Annotated in this window: 20 protein-coding genes and 1 tRNA gene; 9 read left to right on the forward strand and 12 right to left on the reverse strand. The window is 42.7% G+C overall.

The window, feature by feature from the left end; genetic code table 11:
• Nucleotides 1–35: 35 nt before the first annotated feature.
• The 5 genes from K9J17_07495 to K9J17_07515 all read right to left on the reverse strand — a co-directional run bounded on the left by K9J17_07495 (nt 36) and on the right by K9J17_07515 (nt 5,838).
• Nucleotides 36–1,292: a GWxTD domain-containing protein gene (locus K9J17_07495; GenBank protein MCF8276563.1), complete on the reverse strand. Its 1,257-nt coding sequence runs from the start codon at nt 1,290–1,292 to the stop codon at nt 36–38.
• Nucleotides 1,279–2,601, reverse strand: coding sequence for a DNA recombination protein RmuC (rmuC, locus tag K9J17_07500; GenBank protein ID MCF8276564.1), 1,323 nt, complete (start codon nt 2,599–2,601; stop codon nt 1,279–1,281). The genes K9J17_07495 and rmuC overlap by 14 nt, the downstream gene beginning before the upstream one ends.
• A gap of 47 nt (nt 2,602–2,648) precedes the next feature.
• Nucleotides 2,649–4,358, reverse strand: coding sequence for a BamA/TamA family outer membrane protein (locus K9J17_07505; GenBank protein ID MCF8276565.1), 1,710 nt, complete (start codon nt 4,356–4,358; stop codon nt 2,649–2,651).
• A gap of 76 nt (nt 4,359–4,434) precedes the next feature.
• Nucleotides 4,435–5,115 (reverse strand): uracil-DNA glycosylase, encoded by a 681-nt coding sequence (gene ung, locus K9J17_07510; GenBank protein ID MCF8276566.1) that lies wholly within the window; start codon nt 5,113–5,115, stop codon nt 4,435–4,437.
• Nucleotides 5,116–5,418: 303 nt separating this feature from the next.
• Nucleotides 5,419–5,838 (reverse strand): OsmC family protein, encoded by a 420-nt coding sequence (locus K9J17_07515; GenBank protein ID MCF8276567.1) that lies wholly within the window; start codon nt 5,836–5,838, stop codon nt 5,419–5,421.
• A gap of 40 nt (nt 5,839–5,878) precedes the next feature.
• Between K9J17_07515 and K9J17_07520 the strand changes: the two genes are divergently transcribed.
• The 4 genes from K9J17_07520 to gap all read left to right on the forward strand — a co-directional run bounded on the left by K9J17_07520 (nt 5,879) and on the right by gap (nt 11,655).
• A complete protein-coding gene (locus K9J17_07520) occupies nt 5,879–6,691 on the forward strand; it encodes a hypothetical protein (protein ID MCF8276568.1) in 813 nt (270 codons plus the stop codon).
• Nucleotides 6,688–7,563, forward strand: coding sequence for a lipoyl synthase (lipA, locus tag K9J17_07525; protein ID MCF8276569.1), 876 nt, complete (start codon nt 6,688–6,690; stop codon nt 7,561–7,563). Before K9J17_07520 ends, lipA begins: the two co-directional genes overlap by 4 nt.
• A gap of 161 nt (nt 7,564–7,724) precedes the next feature.
• Nucleotides 7,725–10,589, forward strand: a complete 2,865-nt coding sequence (locus K9J17_07530) for a PKD domain-containing protein (protein ID MCF8276570.1) — start codon at nt 7,725–7,727, stop codon at nt 10,587–10,589.
• A 67-nt stretch (nt 10,590–10,656) separates the two neighbouring features.
• Complete coding sequence (gene gap / locus K9J17_07535; protein ID MCF8276571.1) at nt 10,657–11,655, forward strand: type I glyceraldehyde-3-phosphate dehydrogenase; 999 nt, start codon at nt 10,657–10,659, stop codon at nt 11,653–11,655.
• Here gap and bshA read toward each other — a convergent pair.
• Together bshA and K9J17_07545 are read right to left on the reverse strand one after the other, a co-directional pair.
• Nucleotides 11,630–12,769, reverse strand: a complete 1,140-nt coding sequence (bshA, locus tag K9J17_07540) for an N-acetyl-alpha-D-glucosaminyl L-malate synthase BshA (GenBank protein ID MCF8276572.1) — start codon at nt 12,767–12,769, stop codon at nt 11,630–11,632. The genes gap and bshA overlap by 26 nt on opposite strands.
• Before the next feature lie 3 nt (nt 12,770–12,772).
• Complete coding sequence (locus K9J17_07545) at nt 12,773–13,642, reverse strand: nucleoside phosphorylase (GenBank protein MCF8276573.1); 870 nt, start codon at nt 13,640–13,642, stop codon at nt 12,773–12,775.
• Nucleotides 13,643–13,681: 39 nt separating this feature from the next.
• Between K9J17_07545 and K9J17_07550 the strand changes: the two genes are divergently transcribed.
• A complete protein-coding gene (locus tag K9J17_07550) occupies nt 13,682–14,569 on the forward strand; it encodes a universal stress protein (GenBank protein MCF8276574.1) in 888 nt (295 codons plus the stop codon).
• 33 nt (nt 14,570–14,602) lie between these two features.
• The gene (locus K9J17_07555; GenBank protein MCF8276575.1) at nt 14,603–15,487 is read left to right on the forward strand and encodes a universal stress protein; all 885 of its coding nucleotides are present in this window, start codon (nt 14,603–14,605) and stop codon (nt 15,485–15,487) included.
• On the opposite strand, the gene xerD is transcribed toward K9J17_07555, so the two are convergent.
• Nucleotides 15,472–16,371 carry a site-specific tyrosine recombinase XerD gene (xerD, locus tag K9J17_07560; GenBank protein MCF8276576.1) on the reverse strand — a complete coding sequence of 300 codons (900 nt, stop codon included), beginning with the start codon at nt 16,369–16,371 and terminating at the stop codon, nt 15,472–15,474. The two genes, K9J17_07555 and xerD, sit on opposite strands and share 16 nt — an antisense overlap.
• Nucleotides 16,372–16,407: 36 nt before the next feature.
• Between xerD and aroQ the strand changes: the two genes are divergently transcribed.
• Nucleotides 16,408–16,842, forward strand: a complete 435-nt coding sequence (gene aroQ / locus K9J17_07565; protein ID MCF8276577.1) for a type II 3-dehydroquinate dehydratase — start codon at nt 16,408–16,410, stop codon at nt 16,840–16,842.
• Here aroQ and K9J17_07570 read toward each other — a convergent pair.
• The gene (locus K9J17_07570) at nt 16,814–17,821 is read right to left on the reverse strand and encodes a glycosyltransferase family 2 protein (protein MCF8276578.1); all 1,008 of its coding nucleotides are present in this window, start codon (nt 17,819–17,821) and stop codon (nt 16,814–16,816) included. The genes aroQ and K9J17_07570 overlap by 29 nt on opposite strands.
• 33 nt (nt 17,822–17,854) lie before the next feature.
• The gene (locus K9J17_07575; protein MCF8276579.1) at nt 17,855–19,417 is read right to left on the reverse strand and encodes a GWxTD domain-containing protein; all 1,563 of its coding nucleotides are present in this window, start codon (nt 19,415–19,417) and stop codon (nt 17,855–17,857) included.
• Nucleotides 19,418–19,521: 104 nt separating this feature from the next.
• On the opposite strand from K9J17_07575, the gene K9J17_07580 reads away from it, so the two are divergent.
• A tRNA-Ser gene (locus tag K9J17_07580) sits at nt 19,522–19,609 on the forward strand.
• Between the two features lie 47 nt (nt 19,610–19,656).
• A complete protein-coding gene (locus K9J17_07585) occupies nt 19,657–20,013 on the forward strand; it encodes a CoA-binding protein (protein MCF8276580.1) in 357 nt (118 codons plus the stop codon).
• Here the strand turns inward: K9J17_07585 and K9J17_07590 are convergent.
• Nucleotides 20,007–20,876 (reverse strand): TraB/GumN family protein, encoded by an 870-nt coding sequence (locus tag K9J17_07590; GenBank protein ID MCF8276581.1) that lies wholly within the window; start codon nt 20,874–20,876, stop codon nt 20,007–20,009. The two genes, K9J17_07585 and K9J17_07590, sit on opposite strands and share 7 nt — an antisense overlap.
• A gap of 1 nt (nt 20,877) precedes the next feature.
• On the reverse strand, nt 20,878–22,059 hold the full coding sequence (locus K9J17_07595) for an aspartate aminotransferase family protein (protein ID MCF8276582.1): 1,182 nt from the start codon (nt 22,057–22,059) through the stop codon (nt 20,878–20,880).
• Nucleotides 22,060–22,077: the final 18 nt, after the last annotated feature.

Raw genomic sequence — 22,077 nt, forward strand, 5'->3', positions numbered from 1 at the left:
TTTGTTTCGGATTTTTTGTGCTTAGAATTTGGCTGTCAATTGTCTGTATAAACACGGCCTTGGCGCCACATATCAACTGCACTGTACCAACTGCTTTTGTAAATAGGCGAGCGATCCAATCGGAAATCGTTGTCGGTAAATGGATTGTCAATCTTGTAGAAAGTAACTCCGAGCGAAGATGGATTTTCTTCCTCGCCATAGATCCAGTGTTCCGAATTGGTGTTCTTATAAATGATGTTCGGTGGACCAAAAATGAGGTAGATCAAGCCTCGGTCGCTTTTCCAACCTTCAGTGAAACTGGAAAAGAATTGGTTGGAATTTTCCACTCTTGAATAGTACTTCTGAATAAGCAACTTAGCACGATCAGGATTTCCAGCCACTTTGAGCCAAAAGCGATCTACCTCAGCTTTCGGAAAATCGGCTTCTACCAATTGTTTGTATTCTGAATTGCTGTTGATGAAACGCAACGGTTCAATCAGGTCTTCCACCTTTTTAACGGAAGGAAATGTTTCGTCAAATCGGTAAAGCGTGAAGCCGTCCTTGGTGGTATCTGAAACCTGAAAATGGTAAAAGCCTTTTTCTGGAAGCAACAACGGTTGGCCAAAAGCGAGTTCAAAAATGCTATCAGCCTGATAATCGAATGCCTTTGGTGTTTCTACCGAAAACGGTGGTTTAGGTAATGGGAATTCGCGGTTATAGTATCGCACAATGGCTTTGTCTGCACCACTCACATGCGTGAGAATGAATTGCTCGTCCGCTTTCACATAATTCCGACCTAAAGGTTGATTGGAACCAGCCAATTTCAGCGTAAAGAATTGCCTGCAGTTCGGGTTGCGTCTGTCAATCTCGAAATAGCGTTTTATGCGCGAGTTTCTTCGAAGATCAACAAGATCGACCTTCAGCAACGATTGCTTCACCTTTGAAGGTTTCAATTCGATGATTCCGCTGATGGTCTTTCCTTGCAAAACCAACGAACTGTCAGCAAAGATCACCACCGAGCTGTCAATCAGTAATTTGCTTTCGAGTTGTGTGTAAACCTCGTAGCGAATTCGGAAGAATGAAGAATGGAATTCGCTTGTTGAGTTGAACAGATACAAAAGTTCGTTGGAATTGATGCGAAAATGAAGTTCAGTAACCGAATCATTCTTATGCAGCACATTGAATTCAGGATGAAGAAAAGATGCATCTGTATCGTACAGATAAGAAAGGTTCTGATTGGAGATGCGTTCGGTGTAGCAACCCGAAACAAAAACCACCAAACTGAGACAGGCAAGAATCCTACTGATCTTCATCTTCCAAACCTAAGATTTCGCTGGGAAGTTGCTTACTTGCCTTAGCGCCCATTTTCTTCAATTCTTCGGCACGTTTGACCAGATTCCCTGAGCCTTCAGATAGTTTTTTCATTCCTTCCTGATACACTTTTTGTGTGGAATCCAATCGGTCACCGATCTTTTTCATGTCTTCAATAAAGCCAACAAACTTGTCGTAAAGCAGGCCGCTCTGTTCCGCAATATCAATGGCATTTTTGGTCTGGCGGTCCTGTTTCCAAATGGAGGAAACAGTGCGCAATGTGGCAAGTAGCGTAGAAGGACTTACGATCACAATGCGTTTATCCCAAGCATAATTGAAGAGTTCATCATCAGCTCGAATCGATGCACTGAAGCTACTTTCAATGGGCATGAACATCAGCACGAATTCTGGGCTGTTCATCCCTTTTGATGTGTGATAATTCTTATCAGAAAGACCCTTGATGTGGTTTTTCACCGATAACACATGCGCTTTTATCCATTTGTCTGCTTCTGCATCATCATCCGAATTCACAAACCGTTCGTAAGCAACCAACGAGACTTTGCTGTCGATAATGATCTGCTTATTGTCTGGAAGTTGAATGACAACATCTGGAAAAAGTCTATCACCTTCATCATTATAGGTTGTTTCCTGAGTGGTGTATTCTTCACCTTTTATCAGGCCAGAACTTTCAAGAATCCGCTCCAAAATCAATTCGCCCCAATTTCCCTGTTTCTTACTATCTCCTTTCAGCGCAGCAGTTAGGTTGTGCGCTTCCTGACTGATTTCTTTATTGAGTTGATGAAGCAGTTTGATCTCGCCTTGCAACGAAGCACGTTCTTTTTGTTCATTATCATATTTCTCGTCCACTTTCTTTTCAAAATCCTTGATCCTGTCGCGAAGTGGTGTAAGAATACTCTCCAGATTTTCCTTGTTCTGATCGGTGAATTTCTTCGATTTCTCGTCCAATATTTTGTTGGCGAGATTCTCAAATTCGGTATTGAAACGCTTGTTCAGTTCCTCGAATTCCTTTTTCTGATCATTCTGCCTGTTCTCCTGGTCTTTGAAGTGCGTTCGTGCCGAAGCAAGACTTTGCTCCGTTTCAGACAATCGGTCTTGCGTTTCTTTCAGGTCCGCTTTCAGGATGTCGCGTTCTTCAGATAAACGTCTTTCGCCTTCAGCAAGTGTTGCTTTTTCGAGCTTCAGCTTCTCCAATTCGCCACTGTCCAATTCACTTGTTGTACCGCGTTTTCCAAGCAGAAAACCTACTGCCGCGCCAACCAAAATACCTACTATTAAAAATGCAAATTCCATTGGGCGATGAAGTTAGTTAATCGATAAGAGTTGATTGTGGAATCCGATCAGAAATAACTCACAATCCCGAAGTGGATCTTTCCGGCTCGGAAATCAATCGGGTTCTGGAACTGTTTTCCCAATGCGTAGTTGAGTGAGAATACTCCGATCTTGGTGAAGAAAGAAATACCCAAACCGAAGCCAAAAGGACGGTCAGTAATACGTTTGTTGGTAGAACGATTCTCGTAGTATGCGCCATCAAAGAAGGCAAACAGATAACTGTTCGGGTCGAGAAGAAATCGGTATTCGATGGTACCAATTCCGAACATGGTTGCGTAGATGGATTCTTCATCAAAACCACGAAGAGTTTTCAATCCACCAATTCGGAATGCCTCGCTTTCAAACAGGTTTTCGCTTCGCATGAAGCCGCCATTTGCCCTTATCATAATGGTACTTCGGTTCGGTATCGGAACGAAGTAAGCCACTTGCAGCACAGCATTCAATTGAAATGAATTCAGCTTCAGACCATCATATCTGCTCACTTCAATCGTTGCATCTGGCAATATCTTTTTGGCACCTGCGCTTGCTTCAGCATACAGGTCAAAACCTTTGCGTGGATTAAGTCGATAATCCAATCGTTGCATTTTATAACCGAAGCCGTAAAGTTGCGTCCGCGAGTCTACGTTATCGGGGTTTAATGTTGAAGAGGACAGAAGCGTTGATGTGGCCAACACATTGGTTGATCGGATGTCAGCAAAAATCTTGATGTGATCGTTTCCCATCAAGTGATATTGTACACCGATCACTCCTTTGAGGTTGAGATACAGCGAATCGCGTTTGTAAAGCTCAAACGTTCCATCCAAACCGAAAGCTGTATTGAAAAGAAACGGATAAGTGAGATGAACATTCAGGTTTTGGGTTCTAGCTTGAATCTTTTTCCACGAAAGATCGATCAATTCACCACGCTTGAATGCGCTAAGTAATTTCACGGTCAACTCACCTGTTATCAGCACTTTTCCTGGGTTTTCGCTGCTTGGCAATACGCCTAAAATGCCGTTAAACTGACTGGCACGTTTCTTATCCAAATACACATACAGATTGGCTTTCCCATCGCCAAAAACGACTTCAGGCGGTTTGACTTCTGACACAAAGGCAATTTCCTTCACACGTGTCGAAATCGGTTTGATCCGACTCTCGTTATACAATCCTTTGGGTTTGATCCCCAAATAATTTTGAAGGTATTTAGGCTGAATTCGAGCGGTGCCTTTTATAATGATGCTGTCTATTGTAAACTGCTGATTCTTCTTCAGATTCAGCCGCGCAGAAAGCTGTTGGTCAATCAGTGAAATGCTATCTAAGGCAACTTCAGCAAATGGATGTCCGTGGTTCTCATAAAACCCAACAATTCGCTTTTTCAACCCGACCAAGCGTTTTCCACTCATGCTGGTTTCAGTGAACAACTTTTCCCGATATCCAATTCTTCGCAGCACTTCATCCGGAACATTACCTGTATTGAGCGTGTGAAATTGGTATTGCACGCCAGTGTGTAATGTGAAAAACGCAGAGTCTTTTTTCCAGACCTGTTGGTCAATACCTGCTTCAGGATATCCACGCGACCTCAGCGCGCTTATCAGGTCAGTTATCGCCTTTAGCGTACTCACGGAATCTGGATAAGTTTCCTTCAATTGTCCCAATCGATTCAGCTTTTTATCTGTAATGTGCTGAACCGTTTGATCAATTATCAGGTGTTTGCGCTGCTGTGCTGAAAGCGTGCTCATTCCAATAATGAGAATGACAAGCACACTTGATATGCAGGTAAAAAACTTCACGACAGCTAAACGCAGAACCGTTGGATCATTGTGTGTTCAATTCCCAGTTAATAGGCGCCATGCAATTAGAACGAAGGAAATCGTTCGTTTTGGAGAAATGCTTACAGCCGAAAAATCCCGAATAGGCGGATAATGGTGATGGATGAGGCGCTTTCAGAATCAAATGGCCTTTTTCCTTGTTGATCAACACTTCTTTATTGTGAGCAAATCTCCCCCAAAGTAGAAATACCAACTTTTCGCGTTCATCCGAAAGTTTCCGTATCACTTCATCGGTAAACTTTTCCCAGCCTTTTCCCTGATGCGAACCTGGACTCTGAGCACGCACAGTTAGCGTGGCGTTAATAAGCAACACGCCTTGGTCTGCCCAATTTGTCAAGTTACCCGAAGTTGGTTTGCCAATTCCGAGATCAGCATGCAGTTCCTTGAAAATATTCTGAAGAGAAGGAGGGAAGCGAACACCATCATTGACCGAAAAACATAGTCCGTGGGCTTGGTTTTCTCCGTGATATGGATCTTGCCCAAGGATGACGGCTTTCACATTCGATACAGGAGTGTGGTCGAAAGCATTGAAGATCAATGAACCTGGAGGATAAATTGTCTGCGATTGTTTTTCCTTTACAAGAAACTCGCGCAGCGCATTAAAGTATGGTGCATCTAAATCTTCCTTCAACAATTCGTACCAACTAGATTCAATCGTAGGTTTCATTTTCTTAGTGATAATTATGTCGTCTTTTCAATAACCGATGTTGAAAACTAATGCCAAACCTTTTTCAGTTAAGCACGTAACTGGCATTCAAAGGGTAAATTTGCAATGCTTTTGGCAACAAACGAATTCTTTTAGGCGTTCTAAGCTCGTATCAACAAATAAACCAATAGATATTTTGAAAAAGTCAGCCATTTTCTTCGCAGTTCTTACCGTTACTGCTATGATTTTCTCTTCATGCAGAACAACTGAAAGCTGCCCAGCCTACGGTAAAGCGGACGCTCCTGTTGAGCAGGGTGCGAACAGCTAAAGAGACAATTTCTTATATCTGAAAGAGACGGTCTGTCTTAGCTCATCGCTGAGACTGAGAGCAACAGGACAAGTTGTAGCCGCTTTTTCGAGCACTTTCTTCTGAGTTTCGGAAAGTCCTCTATCGATTATTTCCATTTCAATTTGAATTTCAGAGACCTTTCTTGGGTTCGAAGACATCATTTTGGTCACGCTCGCGTTAGTTCCAGTGATGTCTAGATTTGACTCATTGGCACGGATTCCAATAATGGTAAGCATGCAACTGGCCAATGCCGTGGCCAATAAATCGGTGGGTGAGAACGTTCTGCCCAAACCGTTGTTATCAGTTGGAGCATCCGTACTTATCTTGGACAAACTTTTCAGGTGTGTGGCTTCGGTGCTCAGCTCACCAATATAAATGACATGAGATGTGGTCATGGTATCTGTTGTGGTTATGACTTATTGTAACTTTGCACGAATGTACTGGAAGGTTTTCTATGCGGTATTCATCTTTGGCCTAACGCTGTTATCTGCGCAGTTTGCCTTGGCTCAGGACGATGGTCAGATGCAGATGCCAAAGGCTCCTAAAGGCTCCGTTGCCGATAAGATCAAAGACAGATCTTACGAAGACAAACAAGTGCTGATGAAGCAGGAGTTTACTGGAGGAGCCATGCTGCACACACAAGGTTGGGGACTTCTGCTAAGGCGATCAAAGAACAAGACCTTTCTTCGTAAACGTGTGTTTGAGTTGGAAGCGGTGAGCATGGAACATCCGAAAGAGGTGAAAACGGTAAATCCGTATTACGAGAATTCCAACAGCTACAATTATGGTGAATTGAATCAAGTGGTTGTCACCCGGTTTGGATATGGCAGGCATAACGTGCTTTATGCCAAATTTGATAAAGGTGTAGAGATTCGCTACTTATATATAGGTGGATTTTCAATGGCTTGGGCCAAACCCATCTATTTGGAAATCGGACATCCAAGTATTCCGTATGAATACATTTCTACAGAGAGATACGATCCAGAAAAGCACACGTCAGACAACATTTTTGGACGTGCGTCTGTTTTCAAAGGAATAGATAAGATGCAGTTCTATCCAGGCATGTATGGTAAGTTCGGGTTTAGCTTTGAGTACGGACGGAAGCAGAAAAGTGTAAGGAGTTTGGAGGCAGGTGTTATTATCGATTACTACATACGAGATGTGCCCATGATGGCCAAGATTAAGAACGACCCATATTACCTTACGTTCTACTTGGCGATTAATTTTGGCCTTAAATGGTATAGATGATGAGCGAATTGAAGACCGAAGAGCCTGAGAAAAGAGCGCCCAAACCGAAATGGTTGCGGGTCAAATTGCCAACTGGAAAAGAATATCAGAAAGTAAGAGGCTTGGTTGAAGAACATAAACTTCACACCATTTGCCAAAGTGGAAATTGCCCGAATATGGGCGAATGTTGGGGTGCAGGCACTGCTACGTTCATGATTTTGGGAAATGTCTGTACACGTTCGTGTGGATTCTGCTCGGTAAGCACTGGGAGACCTGAAGAAGCTGATATTGCCGAACCTTACAAGGTGGCTCAAAGCATTAAGTTGATGGAAGTGAAGCACGCGGTGATTACTTCTGTAGATAGAGATGATCTTGAAGATGGAGGTTCCGAAATTTGGGCCGCAACAGTTCGGGCTGTGCGGAAGCACAGTCCAGGAACAACCATGGAGACCTTGATTCCGGATTTCCGTGGCGAATGGCATAACCTGCAGCGCTTAATTGAAGTGGCACCAGAAATTGTATCACACAATTTGGAGACGGTTCGGAGATTGACCAGACAAGTTCGTATTCAAGCTAAATACGATAGAAGTTTAGAAGTTCTCAAGCGATTGAAAGACGCAGGGCTTAAAACCAAATCCGGTGTCATGCTTGGATTGGGTGAAACCCGAGATGAGGTGATTGAAACAATGGAAGACCTTCGGAGTGTTGGTGTTGATATCCTTACTCTTGGCCAGTATCTGCAACCGACCAAGCAGCATCTTCCAGTGGTGGAATTCATTACACCAGAGCAGTTTAAGGAATATGAAACTCTAGGGCTTTCCATGGGTTTTAGGTTCGTTGAAAGCGGTCCATTGGTCAGGTCTTCATATCATGCCGAGAAGCATTTGTTCTGAAAATCCTTGGATTTCAAGCCCTTAGAAGTGTAATTTTTACAGGAATTTTGCTTCAAATAGGCGGTTAGAATACACTTTCACCCCTCTTTCTTTTTCTATATTTGCCCCACAAGGTTTTATAGTAGCTTAATAGTAAAACCATATTTTCAACACACATACGGATGAAAAAAATTCTATTCACGTCAATCGCAATTCTTGGCTTCTTTGGAGCGTTTGCACAAATGCAAGAAAAGTGTGGTGCGAACTACGTACTAAATCAGCAACTCGAGGATCCTGAAAATAGAGCCAAATACGAGGCTTTTCAAGAGGCAATTCATCGCTATGTATCCAATCCAATGGTTAAGGTTCAACGTGAAAACGGTGTGCGAATCATACCAGTTGTGTTCCACATACTCCACGCTGGGGGTCCTGAGAACATTGGTTTGAATAAGGTTCAACAGCAACTGGATGTATTGAACGAAGATTACCGAAGGTTGAACCCTGATACTGTCAATACTCCTCAACGATTTTATGGAGATACAGAATACACAAGTTTCGTGTTCCATTCAGATTCCATTCTTGGTTTCGTGGATGATTCATCTTACATCCGATTGAACAATAGATATGGAGAGAGTTTCGCTTTCCACTTCAATAACGGTACTGGTGGATTAGCGGATACCTTAGTTCCTAATTTCGATAATGTGATAGAAATCAATATTTCGAATAATGCAGATACATCAGACCTTGCTAGCGCGCTAACAGATGCAATCAATGCTCAGAACGGTCTGATTGCTGAGTATATCAGAGATACGGTCTTTACTCAGGCCCCAAATTTTACTGTTAACGGTAATTTTGATTTGGAATTGAGTTATACCACTCAACCAACATTCACTACATCTTGGAATGGAACTTCTGTAGATACTACATGGTCCAATGAACTCACGGTCGTTCTTTATCAGGATGTGTTGGATCCATTTTTACCAACAGACACCTTGTATGTTTACGATGCTAGTACCTCATATAATGAGTTTGATGGAAGTGGAAACATTATTGGCACTCAAGAATTTGTTGAAGAAGGATTGCTCGAATTATCCTTTGTAAGTGTGCCTGTGTCACTTGGCGAATTCCGTGTAAACGTGTCTACCGATGGTTTGGGATATACGGATGATGTTTTAGTCTCTAGGATACTTCAAATTAGTTCAACCATAACACAGCAAGGAAAATACGTTCCAGCAGACTGTAATATCGAATTCCGTTTGGCAACAAAAGATCCGTTGGGTAATTGTACTGATGGTGTTGTTCGTGTTTTTACATCTAAGACAAATAATGCTAATGATGGAACTGGATTTAAGGGAGAAAGCTATTGGAATGCGTACAGCTACCTTAATATTTGGGTCGTAACTAATATTGATAAAGACATCCCTGGCGGTGGAACAGTTTTGGGTTATGCACAATTTCCTGCAACAGGTTTGTTGTCAACAGATGGTATTGCTGTCATCGCCTCAAACATAGACACTAGAAATAGTGGAGGAAGAACTGCCACCCACGAGGTTGGACATTGGTTGAGCTTGATACACATTTGGGGAGATGCTACATGTGGTTCTGACGATGTACTGGATACTCCAACTCACAACGGACCTAACTACGGTATTTGTGGTAACAATCCTGGTTATCCTCAATTTGGTGGAGGAAGCACTTACTTTTCTACACCTTATAATGTTCCAGGATGCGATCCAAATAATCCTGATGGTGAAATGTTTGATAACTACATGGATTATTCTGATGATAAGTGCATGAATATTTTTACTAGAGGTCAGAAAGCTAGAATGGACTTTACCTTGGAGGGTGATGGAACTGAGCCAGGTGTAAGAAGTTATTTGATTTCTCAGGAGAACTTGGAGGCAACTGGTGTAGCAGATCCATATACTCAACCAGAGTGCGCTCCAATTTCATCCTTCTATTTTCAGCAGTCTGCGGATTTTGCAAATCAGAGAATGATCTGTGCTGGAGAGAACGTGAGGTTTGAAGAAAGCACGTACAATGGTGCCGTTTCTGACTATCTATGGACATTCGAAGGAGGTAGCCCAGCAACTGATACGGACAATAATCCTATCGTGACTTACAATGATCCAGGACAGTTCGATGTTTCTCTTCAGGTTAGCAACAGCGTAGGTTCAGATACTCGTACTGAGACAGACATGGTTATCGTGAGTTCAACAACGGCTCAATACCAAAATGATTGGGGTTACGTAGATAGTTTTTGGGGAGAGCAGGATTTCTTGGATGATTACGTTGTTTTTAATCAAGATGGTTCTGCGAATAAATGGGAATGGTTTTACGGACCAGATGGTGGAAGCACTGGATGGGAATCGGTCAGGATGTTCAATATGGACAATAACGCAGCTGAAATTGACGAACTTGTTTCTCCATCTTACAATTTGAGCACATTATCAAATCCATCGCTTAAGTTCAGATTCTCTGGTGCGGCAGTTGACAATACGCCAAATGATGAATTGAGAGTTATGGCATCATCAGATTGTGGCGAAACTTGGTCTACAAGAGCAACATATTCAGGTTACGAATTGACGAATTCAGGTCTTGTGGTTAACAGTTACAGACCAAATGGTGCCAGCACTTGGACTGATGTGAATGTTAGTTTAGGTAGCTCATTTGCCAATAAAGCAAACGTTCGCATTAAATTCCGTTGGACTTCAGGAGGTCGTAGCAATAACTTCTACATCGATGACATTACGCTTTCTGGAAGCCCACTTGGAATGGAAGACCTTGAGCGTCAAATTGATCTGAACGTTGCACCAAATCCTACGGTAGGCGTAACGACAGTTGCCATGAGTTTGGTAGATGCAGCTACAGTTAGTATGGAAATGGTTGATGTACTAGGAAAAGATGTGAAAAGGTTGGTTTCGAGAGAAATGACCAACGGAACGCACAAGTTCGATATTGATATGTCGGGTTACACTTCAGGCATTTATTACTTGCGTATCATGGTTGATAATAGCATGGTAGTGAAGAAAGTGGTTAAGAACTGATTAGAAAATTGAGAATGTTGGAAAAGCCTCCCGATATTCGGGGGGCTTTTTTATTTAAACAATTCAGATGATAAGAGTAGCAATAAATGGTTTTGGGCGAATTGGAAGAGTAAGCATGCGCGCCTTACTTCAAAAACCGAATGTGGAAGTAGTAGCAATCAATGATTTGGCAGATGTGAAAACACTCACACATTTGTTCAAGTACGATTCGGTACACAGACAGTTTAATGGAACGGTTGAAGCAAATGGCGATTCCATCGCGTTTAATGGAATTCCTGTACGCGTTTTTGCAGAACGGGATCCTTCTGAACTTCCTTGGAAAGAATTGGAAGTTGATGTGGTGCTAGAATCTACAGGGTTTTTCCGAGACAGAAAATCAGCCTCCGCGCATTTGTTGGCAGGAGCAAAGCAGGTGATTATTTCTGCGCCCGCAAAAGATGCGGATATTCCGACAATTGTTCTTGGAGTAAATGAAGATAAGGTCGATCTCAATGCCGATATCATCAGTTGCGCTTCATGTACTACTAACTGTGCTGCCCCAATGGTCAAGGTATTGGAAGATGCTGTCCATGTTGAAAGCATATTCGTTTCTACTGTTCATTCTTATACGGGCGACCAGCGTTTGCACGACTCGCCTCATTCTGATCTTAGACGTGCTCGAGCAGCGGCAAATTCTATTATTCCTACAAGCACTGGGGCTGCAAAGGCACTCGGTAAAATATTCCCACATCTGGAGGGGCATTTGGGTGGGGCAGGAATCCGAGTTCCAGTACTTGATGGGTCACTAACAGACCTTACCTGCATTGTGCGTTCAGACATTGATGAGAAAGGCGTGAACGAGTTATTTAAAAAGGCAGCTCTAACAGCTCAATTCAAGGGGATTTTAGAATACACTGAAGATCCAATCGTTTCTTGCGACATTATTGGTAACCCACATAGCTGCATTTTTGATGCAGAGCTTACCTCCGTGATCGGTAAAATGGTGAAAGTGGTTGGTTGGTATGACAATGAGGCCGGTTATTCTAACCGAGTGGCTGATCTTATTGAGCGCCTCGGGAATCGTTGATCACTTGCTCGTATAACTTTTCGTAAATCGGAATAATTGATTCTTCGCTGAACTGTTTTGCTTTCTCATAAGCAGCCGTTCTAAATTTCTCAAATAGAGCGTCATCTTTTAGAAGTTTAAGTGCGTTAGCGGCCATATCGTCCGTGTCTCCAACATTGCTTAAAAATCCAGTTATCCCATCTTCATTTATTTCAGGAATTCCACCTGTGTTCGATGAAATGACAGGAACGTGAGAAGCCATGGCTTCCAATGCCGCTAATCCAAAACTTTCCGTCTCTGACGGAAGAAGAAAAAGATCAGCAACGGAATAGACTTCTTCAATATTTTTCAGCTTCCCAAGGAAGTGGACATCATCGCATGTTCCCAGTTTCCTGCACAAAGCTTCAATTTTTGGTCTTTCTGGGCCATCTCCGGCTAGAAGTAATTTGGAAGGGACTTCTTTGCGAACCTTATAAAAGACTTCAATTACATCCTCAACTCGCTTTACTGGACGAAAGTTGGATGTGTGGAGTAGTATTCGCTCTCCTTTGGGCGCAAAGGCTTTAAGCACGCCTTCGGTTGAACATCCTTCGTAACGTTTCAGGTCAATAAAGTTGGGTATTACGTGAATGGCACGCGTTACATTGAAATGTTCGTACGTGTCTTGTTTCAGACTTTCAGAAACGGCCGTTACTGCGTCAGAGCGATTGATTGCAAAAGTGATAACTGGTTCGAAGGAAGCGTCTTTTCCAACGAGCGTAATATCTGTTCCGTGTAGCGTGGTAACGAACGGCATGTAAATGCCTTCCGTTTTTAGGATTTGCTGTGCCATATAAGCAGCAGAAGCATGCGGAATGGCATAGTGAACATGGAGAATGTCTAATCCTTCGTGTTTAACGACATCCACAATTCTGCTCGCCAAAACCAATTCGTACGGTTGGTAATCAAACAGTGGATAGTCGCTAACCCGCACTTCGTGATAATGCAAATTCGAGAGAAACCGATCGAATCTAACAGGAAGGTCATATGTGATGAAGTGAACTTCATGGCCTTTCATAGCCAATTCTTTTCCCAACTCGGTTGCTACTACACCGCTTCCACCAAAGGTGGGATAACAAACAATTCCTATCCGCATGGTCTATACCAATCTATCAACCACAAAGGTGATGAGTTGTTCAACCGTACGGTCGTGATTCTTACTGTATTCCTTCTTAAATCGGTTGGCTATGATGGCGCATACTGTAGCGCATTCATGACCAAGCGCCTTTCCAAGTCCGAATAATGCTGAGGTTTCCATCTCGAAATTGGTAATTCTATTTCCTTGATAATGAAATGCACTGAGCCGCTCGTTGAGGTCTGAAACCGTTGGTTTTAGTCTCAATTGGCGCCCTTGAGGTCCGTAGAAACCGTTGGCTGTGGCCGTCATTCCATGATGTGTTCCTTCTTTTAAAAGTTCAAACAAAGAATCTGAACCTTTTACGATGTATGGGCGCGGAAAGGTCGATTTCCAATCGATTTGACGCATGAATTCATCGGTCAATTCTGTGTCTTCAACCTCAGAACCCTTTTCGTAGTAATTCAGAACCCCATCAAACCCGATTCCATGTGTGGAAAGCAGGAAGCTATCTACGGGAAGGTCTTCCTGCAAAGAACCACTCGTACCAAGTCGAACGAGTTTGAGGCTTTTCTGTGTTTGATTTATTGAACGGGTTGCCAGGTCAATATTGACCAGTGCATCCAATTCGTTCAGAACAATATCAATGTTGTCTGTTCCAATGCCTGTTGAAAGAACCGACAACCGTTTTGAACCAATTCTTCCTGTGTGGGTCAGAAACTCACGGTTCTGTCCAGTGTATTCGATGGAGTCAAAATTCCTGGATATTTTACCAACTCTTCCTTGGTCTCCAACAAGTATGATTGTGTCGGCAATATTTTCGGGAAAAAGGTTGAGGTGATAAATGCTGCCATTTTCGTTCAAAACAAGCTCTGATTCTGCTATTCTTTCCATACCCTTTATTCGTAACTTTGCAGCCGCAAAATCAAATCTATGAATAATCAAGACAAACCGGGGGCAATATTAGTACCAGTCGACTACTCTGAACAATCCATCATTGCTTTAGAGCAGGCTGTTAGTTTATCCAAGGTTTTCGATAGTGAGATTCACGTGTTAAACGTGATCAGTGAGGAGTTCTCATTAAGTAAATTATTTGACGATAGTGATCAACTTCAGTTTGAGACACGTGCTAAAGCCAAACTGGAAAAGTTTATCGCGGAAAAAAGTGCAGAATATGAGGTTACCTTAAATCCTATTCAGGTCCATGGTAAGATTTACGATCAGATCGTCAATTCTGCCGATGTGATCAATGCCCAGTTCATTGTAATGGGAACTGCGGGTTCATCATCACTTAAAAAGAAGTTCATTGGTTCGAATGCGCTAAGAGTTGTTCGCGAATCGCACAAAGCGGTTATTACGATCAAAGGAAAACATCACAGAAGAGGATGTCAGAATATTGTTCTTCCTCTGGATCTGACCAAAGAAACCAAGGAGAAAGTGGCTAAAGCTGTTGAGTTTGCTAAGCGTTTTGGTTCCATCGTCCGAGTTGTTTCAGTACTGATGACGAATGACGAGTTCATTGTAAACCGTTTGACACGTCAGCTTGATCAGGTTAAGAAATTCGTGATGGAACAGGGAGTTGAGTGTACAGCAGAAATTGTGCGTGATACAAAAGGCTCACAGTCGTTGGCTGACAGCATCATTGATTTTGCGAATAAATCGAAAGGTGACCTGATCATGATCATGACCCAACAAGAACAAGATTTTACCGATTATTTTATCGGATCATCTGCTCAAGAGGTTATCAATAAATCAGATATTCCTGTGTTGAGTATTATTCCAACTCCAAAAAAGGACACAACATCCTTTACCCCATATTGATTGAATCCATTAAATTAGATAAAAAATATTGCCATGTTCAGTGAATTTAAGATAAGCAGAATTGCCGTTCCAACAGATTTTTCAGAAGCAGCCAATGTTGCGATAGACCACGCTGTGGATATAGCCAAGCGATTTGATGCAGAAATTATGTTGATTCATGTGTTGGAGACTGGAGCCTATCAGGGAATTTTTTCTCCGAGCAAAAAGACTGAATACGATGAAAAGGAAGGTGCTCAACTAAAGTTGCAAGAAGATGCTCATTTGCTTGAAGAACGAACAGGCTTGAGTGTTTCTCAGCAAGTTGTTTCTGGACGTATTTACGAAGCAATCGTTGCTGCTTCTCAAGAAGCCAATGTCGATCTGATAGTTATGGGTACACACGGAACGTCTGGTTGGGCTGAGTTTTTTGCAGGAAGCAACGCGTTTAAAGTTGTTACCCAATCTCCTTGTCCAGTGCTTTCTGTACAGGAAAATGCTTCTAAGAAGGAGTTGAAAAACATCATTCTTCCACTAGATAGTACACCAGAATCACGTCAGAAGGTGAAGCACGCTGCAGAACTGGCCAAGAAGTTTGGCTCAACCATTCACATTGCAAGTTTGCTGACTGATGACGATGCAGAGATCAGAGCTGAGTTCGACACGAAAGTGAAACAGGTAACTGATTTTTTCGATCGCGAATCAATTCAATACACCCAAACGGTTTTGGTCGGAAGCAATTTGGCTACAATGACCATGAATTTTGCTGAGTCAAGAGGTGGAAATCTAATTGTAATGATGACTGAGCAAGAGCCAAATCTGACTGGATTTCTAATGGGACCATTCGCGCAGCAAGTGGTCAATCATTCTCGCATTCCAGTACTTAGTATTTCTCCTGAAGATCTAACGAATGGTGGAGATTCGTTTCACGCTCTTGGGTGAAACTGAATGATGTTCGATCGCAAATAATCGCGGTCTAGATGCGTGTAAATTTCTGTCGTGGTAATTGATTCGTGGCCAAGCATGTCTTGCACGGCACGAAGATCAGCACCGCCCTCAATCAAGTGTGTAGCGAAGCTGTGGCGCAGCGTGTGTGGACTGATGCTTTTTTTGACCTTAGCGTTCGCGGCCGCTTCTTTCACAATATTGAAGATCATCACACGAGTGAGGTGATTTCCTCTTCGGTTCAGAAACACGAAATCTTCTGCTCCTTTTTTTATGGCGATGTGGATGCGAATGTGATTCAAGTAATCTGAAATGCGTTTGGCAGAAATTCCTCCCAATGGAACCAGTCGTTCTTTACTTCCTTTTCCAATGATGCGCATAAAACCGTCATTGAAGTAGATATTGCTGATCTTCAAATTCACCAATTCTGAAACGCGAAGACCTGAACCATAAAGCGTTTCGAGGATGGCGCGGTTCCGTTCTCCTTCAGGTTTGCTCAGATCAACGGTTTCTATCATCGAAATGATCTCTTCTCGAGAAAGTGTATCTGGTAGTTTTCGGCCAATTCTTGGTGTTTCAAGCAATGCACTTGGGTCGGTTTCAATCTTATCTTCCAACAGCAGGTACTTGTAAAAAGCACGAATTCCGCTAACCATGCGGCTTTGCGTAGTAGGGCTCAATCCAAGCTCTGCAATTTGCTGCACGAATAGTTTCAGGTCTTCTGACTTCAAACCTACAGGCGATTCTTCTCCTGATGTTGATTCAATGAATCCGCGCAGCTGCCCAATATCGCGTAAGTAAGCCTCCACCGTATTACCAGAGAGCGACCGTTCCAGTTGCAGGTACGATTTGAAACCAAGTATTGCCCGTTGCCAGTGCATGTCCGAAGTTATATCTTGCCCATAAATTCAGAACGTGTGAAGATCTTAATTATCAACGGGCCAAATTTGAATCTATTAGGAACGCGCGAACCTGAAATTTATGGTTCACAAACTTTAGATGAACTCGTAGAGAGCATCAAAAATTCTTATCGTGAAATTGAATTTGGACATTTTCAGAGCAATGTGGAAGGCGAACTAATCAATAGCCTGCAAGCTGCGGTTAAAGAGTTTGATGGCGTTGTGATAAACGCTGGTGGTTACACGCATACTTCAGTAGCTATCAGAGATGCAATCTCAAGCATCAATTTACCTGTTGTGGAAGTTCATATCTCCAATATTGCAGCTCGTGAAGAGTTCAGGCATAGCTCAATGATCGGAGCTGTTTGCATCGGAAGTATTATCGGGTTTGGCGCTTTTTCGTACAACTTGGCCGTTGAAGCGCTTAAAACTTATCTGAAGGAAGGTCTGTAAAGACTTTTTTCCCTCGAATAAAGTAATCAGCCACAATACTGCGCTGGTAAAGACGATTGACCTTGTCGTAATTTCCTGAACGTTTGGACAGCGTTTTTCTCATTCGTCCATATGCAGCAAAATGAGCTTTTATCACGGCCACAAAATCTTTAGGATGACCCGAGGCCAAAAACTTGAAAGCGGCTACTCCATCTAAAATCATTCGCAGGAATATTCGCTGAACAAGAACCGATTTCGGTAGATTTTTGAGAAGCAGTTCTAAACCGTTTCTGAAATTGAGAAATGTTTTGAACGGGTTCGATTTCGATAGTGTTCCGCCTCCAACGTGATACACAACAGATTTAGGTTGAACCATTACTTTATAATGTGCACGGTTGATCCTCCAGCAAAGGTCAATCTCTTCCATGTGAGCAAAGAAATCTTCGTCCAATCCGCCTATTTGAGTGTATACAGAATTGCGAATTGCTAAGCACGCACCTGTAGCCCAAAATATCTGCTCAACCGAATCATATTGTCCATGGTCTTTTTCCAAGGTCTCAAAAAGTCGTCCTCGACAAAATGGATATCCAAATTTGTCGATGTAGCCTCCACATGCACCAGCATATTCAAAACTAGATCGGTCGTTATAGCTCAGAATTTTTGGTTGGCTAGCAGCAATGTTTTTGTCCGAGTCCATTAACTCAATGATCGGATGAAGCCAGTTCTTGGTCACTTCAACATCCGAATTCAGCAGCACAAAAAACTCTTCGGTTAGTTTGTTTAATGCTTGATTGTAGCCACCTGCGAATCCAAGATTGCTCTTGTTCTCAATCAATTTCACATCGGGAAATCGAGTTTTGAGAAATGAAATCGAGTCATCCGAACTTGCATTATCGGCCACGTACACAACAGCTTCGGGCGAATGCTCGATTACCGATGGCAAGAATTTTTCGAGGAACGATTTTCCGTTCCAATTGAGAATGACGACCGCTACGCGCATGCGCTACAAAAGTGCGTGAACCGAATCACAGGATCAATATGGATTCTGGTAAAATTGTTTCGACCGATTACCGTAACCATCATTGCTGTCTTCTTGGTCAATGTCGTTAACGGAGTTGCTTCGAATTTGAAGATCATAGTTCCATCGGATATTGGTGATCTCGTTTTTGGCATCCGAATGGATCAGTGTAAATTCCTTTGAGCCGCGTTCCAAATTGGCGAAAACGAATTTCTTGTTGCTCTGTTCAGCGTTCAGTTGGTCTTTCAATTTGTAATAGTGCCAGATTTCGTACGGATACGTGTTAGGCTCAAAGTAATTGGGAGAAATGGTATTCGGAGGTCCGTACTGCAGATAAACACGTCCTCGATCGGTATCGTAGCCTCTGCGAAGATTGTTGGAGTAATTGGCATTCACTTTTTCAACTTCTTTCCAATACGTAAGCCACGCCTGTTCAGGATTGTCCGTGTCTCGTTTTTTCCAAAAATTATACATGAATTTCCACATCATGTTCTTGTCCTGAAAATTCATTCTCCTGTTGACCTGATTGATTTCTTCTTGTGTAGAAATAGGATGAAGGCAACGTAAATATTCTTTCAACTGATCAAGGTTCTGGTATTGGGTGACGAATGATCCGTACATATCGTTTTCAGATCCTTGATTTTCGAGAACATATTCTTCCGTAACCGAATTGTTCGTGCGCTGAAAGAAAAGAGACCTTCGTTCCATCAGTTTATTTTCGTCACTCCTAACCTCAATGACCAGGTTGTAATTGCCGCTCGATAATCGTTCGATAGGAAAAGATTGCAGCACAGGAACCACTTCAGCATAATCACGCTTCGATAATTTCCGAAGGCCTTCTACAATTCTTCCGTCATCTGCGTTTTCAACAAACATGTCGATCAGAAATTTCTTGTCAGCAGGAAGGTTTTCTAGTTGAAGATTATACACTTCGACATAAAATGTGATGTCAGTTCTTTCCTCCGGGTAATAGTCAGAAGTGTAGGGTATAAGGTCATATCCGACCTTGCTTAGAATGTTTGGAGTTGTTGTTTCGGAATATGAATCAACCAGTTGGATGCTCGACATTGAAAACGTAGAACGATAAACTGGCTTTCCCTTAACAGTATCAAGATAGGAAGTGCCTTCAGGTTCGGAATCGAGATTTTTCAACTTCTGTTTTTCAATCACCACCTTTTGTATGATGGTCGCAGCTTTACTAAGCGAATCGTTAATGTCTTTTATGGTGACTTCCAGATCGTAACTTCCAGGTTTAAGCGGAATTCTCCGCTGATCGATAAAATCCATTGGAACGCTGCCAGTTGCATTCAATGGTCCTTTAACGATGTAGGAATCCTTAAAAGGAACCCAAACTCCTTTCGAAACATGATACGTTATCAGCACTTCAGCATAATATCCATCACCAACAGTAACTGGCACTAAACTGTTCCCTTTCAGCTTAAGATAGGTCTCCAAATACGGTCCGTCACTTGGAGATTCGAATTCAGCCATGGCAAATTCTGCCCGAAGATTTTGCGCAAAAACGGCACTGTCTGTGACCGTGATCAACAATAAAATGACCCAGATTATCTTCTTCATTCTGTAAAGTTACCAAACCACGGTTTATCCATGTTAAAATCCAATCTACATTAAGGCAATAAATAACGTTTCTACGGGAAGAAAATTCTTTTACTTTTGCGCTCGGAGAGTTGGCAGAGTGGTCGATTGCAGTAGTCTTGAAAACTACCGTACCGCGAGGTACCGAGAGTTCGAATCTCTCACTCTCCGCCAAACGGCCTTAGGTTTTACCTGAGGCCGTTTTTTATTACCGCAGAATGATGAAGAAAACACTCGTTGTAGGGGCAAGTCCGAAATCAGAGCGCTACGGATTTAAAGCTGTGGAGCGCCTTAGCGGATACGGCCATCCGGTTTATGCATTTGGTATAAGAAAGGGAACCATCGGGAATATTGCCATTACCGATGAATGGCCCAACGAAGCGTTCGACACAGTTACGCTTTACCTCAATCCTGAAAGACAGGCAGCATACTACGATCGAATCATTGACCTGAAACCAACGCGCGTCATCTTCAATCCTGGAACAGAAAATCCGGTTTTTGAAGAGATGCTTGAAAAGGCCGGAATAGAAGTGGACGAAGCTTGTACGCTTGTTCTTCTCAGTTTGGGCAGTTACTGATTTACAGGTTCTACCAGATATCCAGCGGTCTTTAGCTGTGCAATCAGTCCGTTTTCGCCTACTAGATGCATGGCGCCAACGGCAAAAAAGGTGGCATTTTTCGCGACTTGTTCCTTCATCAATACAATCCAGCGGTTGTTTCTTTCCGTAAGCAGTTTTGCTTCCATAGCATCAAAACCATCGTTGTTTTCGCTCACTTTTTCAAGTTCATCTAGATTTTGAGAAACGTATGCTGCCAACATTTTATCGTAATCGCGCATCATGCTAGCCGTGGTGCTTTTCAGGTCTTTCATCTGATCTTCGATTGAAATACCCGAAACGATTTCCATTTGTTCTTGCATGGTTTCGAGGCCAATTATCGGTTTCTTATCCTTTTTCGCCATGGCAGAAAGTTCTTGCTCATACATTTTCACTTTGCCAAGTAAGTCGTTCATAATGAGTCCGCTAACGTAGATCGGCCGGATCTTGGCATATTTCTCCACTTTCTTTTCCTTGATGCCCAGCGAATCCACAAATGCTGAAACCACTGTGGCGTAATCTTCGGCAGTCATATAATCTGACCAAGATTTTCCATCGGGCATCATCATTTCCATGGCCATTTTCATTTGCTCGGCAAACGGAACGTCAAGGTCAGCTTCCAAGGCAAGTACTTCGCTGCCTGTCAACGCTTCTTTCATTTTATCGGTAAAAAAATACTTGTCTTCTGGCAGCAAGTGTATTGTACCGAAGAGGTAGGAAGGCTTTTCAAGATTATTACCGCTTATTTTCCAAAGAAGCGAGTTGTTTGTTTCCTGAGCGATGCTTCCAATTGTGGAACCGATCAGCACTAACGTTGTGGCCAAGCCAGTAAATAGTCTATTCATTTTAGTTGGATAAAGATTCGTTGATAATGGTACAAGCTTCGGCAATTTCTTCGTCACTGATTGTTAAAGGCGGAGCAATGCGCATGGCCGTATCACAAAAAAGAAACCAATCTGTTACAACGCCATTTTCTATGCAGCGATCAATGGCTGCAAAAAGCTCAGAACTGCTGGAAAGTTGAACAGATAGCATCAGACCTTTTCCGCGTATCTCTTTGATCTGATGGTGATTAAGCAGTTTTCGGAATAATTTTTCTTTTCGGTCGATGTTCTCAATCAGTTGTTCGTTCTGTATGACAGATAGGCAGGCAGCACCTGCAGCACATGAGACAGGATGACCTCCAAATGTAGTGATATGGCCTAAAATGGGTTCGCGACTCAGTGTGGACATGAGTTCGTTAGAAGCAATAAAAGCCCCGATCGGCATGCCTCCACCCATTCCTTTTGCCAGAAGTAGAATATCTGGAACGATGTCAAAATGTTCGAAAGCGAACATTTTACCCGTTCTCCCAAAACCGCATTGAATTTCGTCAAGCACCAGAAGTGTCCTTGTTTCTGAACAGCGGTTTCTTAGTGCCTTCATGTATGTTTCAGAAGGGATTCGAATGCCAGCTTCGCCTTGTATGGTTTCGAGGAAAACAGCCGCTGTTTTTTCAGTGATGGCTTCCAGGTCATCAAAATTGTTCAATCTGATGAGCGAGGTTTCGGGCAGAAGAGGGTAGAATGGATACTTGAACGCTTCATTTCCCATTAAACTCAAAGCTCCGTTTGAACTGCCGTGATAGGCATTTTCGAAACTAATGAGTCCGCTGCGACCAGTCACTTTTTTTGCCAGTTTGATGGCGCCTTCCACAGCTTCGCTGCCTGAGTTCACGAAATAAACGGAGTTTAATGTCGATGGAAGAGCAGCGGTTAGTTGGTCAGCAAACTTGAACTGAGGCGATTGAGCGTATTCGCCATATACCATCAAATGCAAGTGTTTGTCTACTTGGTCTTTAATGGCTTTAACCACTTGCGGATGCCGATGCCCAACATTACTGACAGAGATTCCGGCAATGAGATCCATGTATCGTTTGCCCTTAGGGTCGTACATGTAAACGCCTTCGGCACGCTCAATTTCAAGTCCAATTGGGCTTTCTGAAGTCGGTGCAAGATGTTTAAGCAGTCGCTCTCTTTCGCTTGGCATTCGGCAAATGTAGAGCAA

This window comes from Flavobacteriales bacterium, assembly GCA_021739695.1.
Classification (GTDB): domain Bacteria; phylum Bacteroidota; class Bacteroidia; order UBA10329; family UBA10329; genus UBA10329.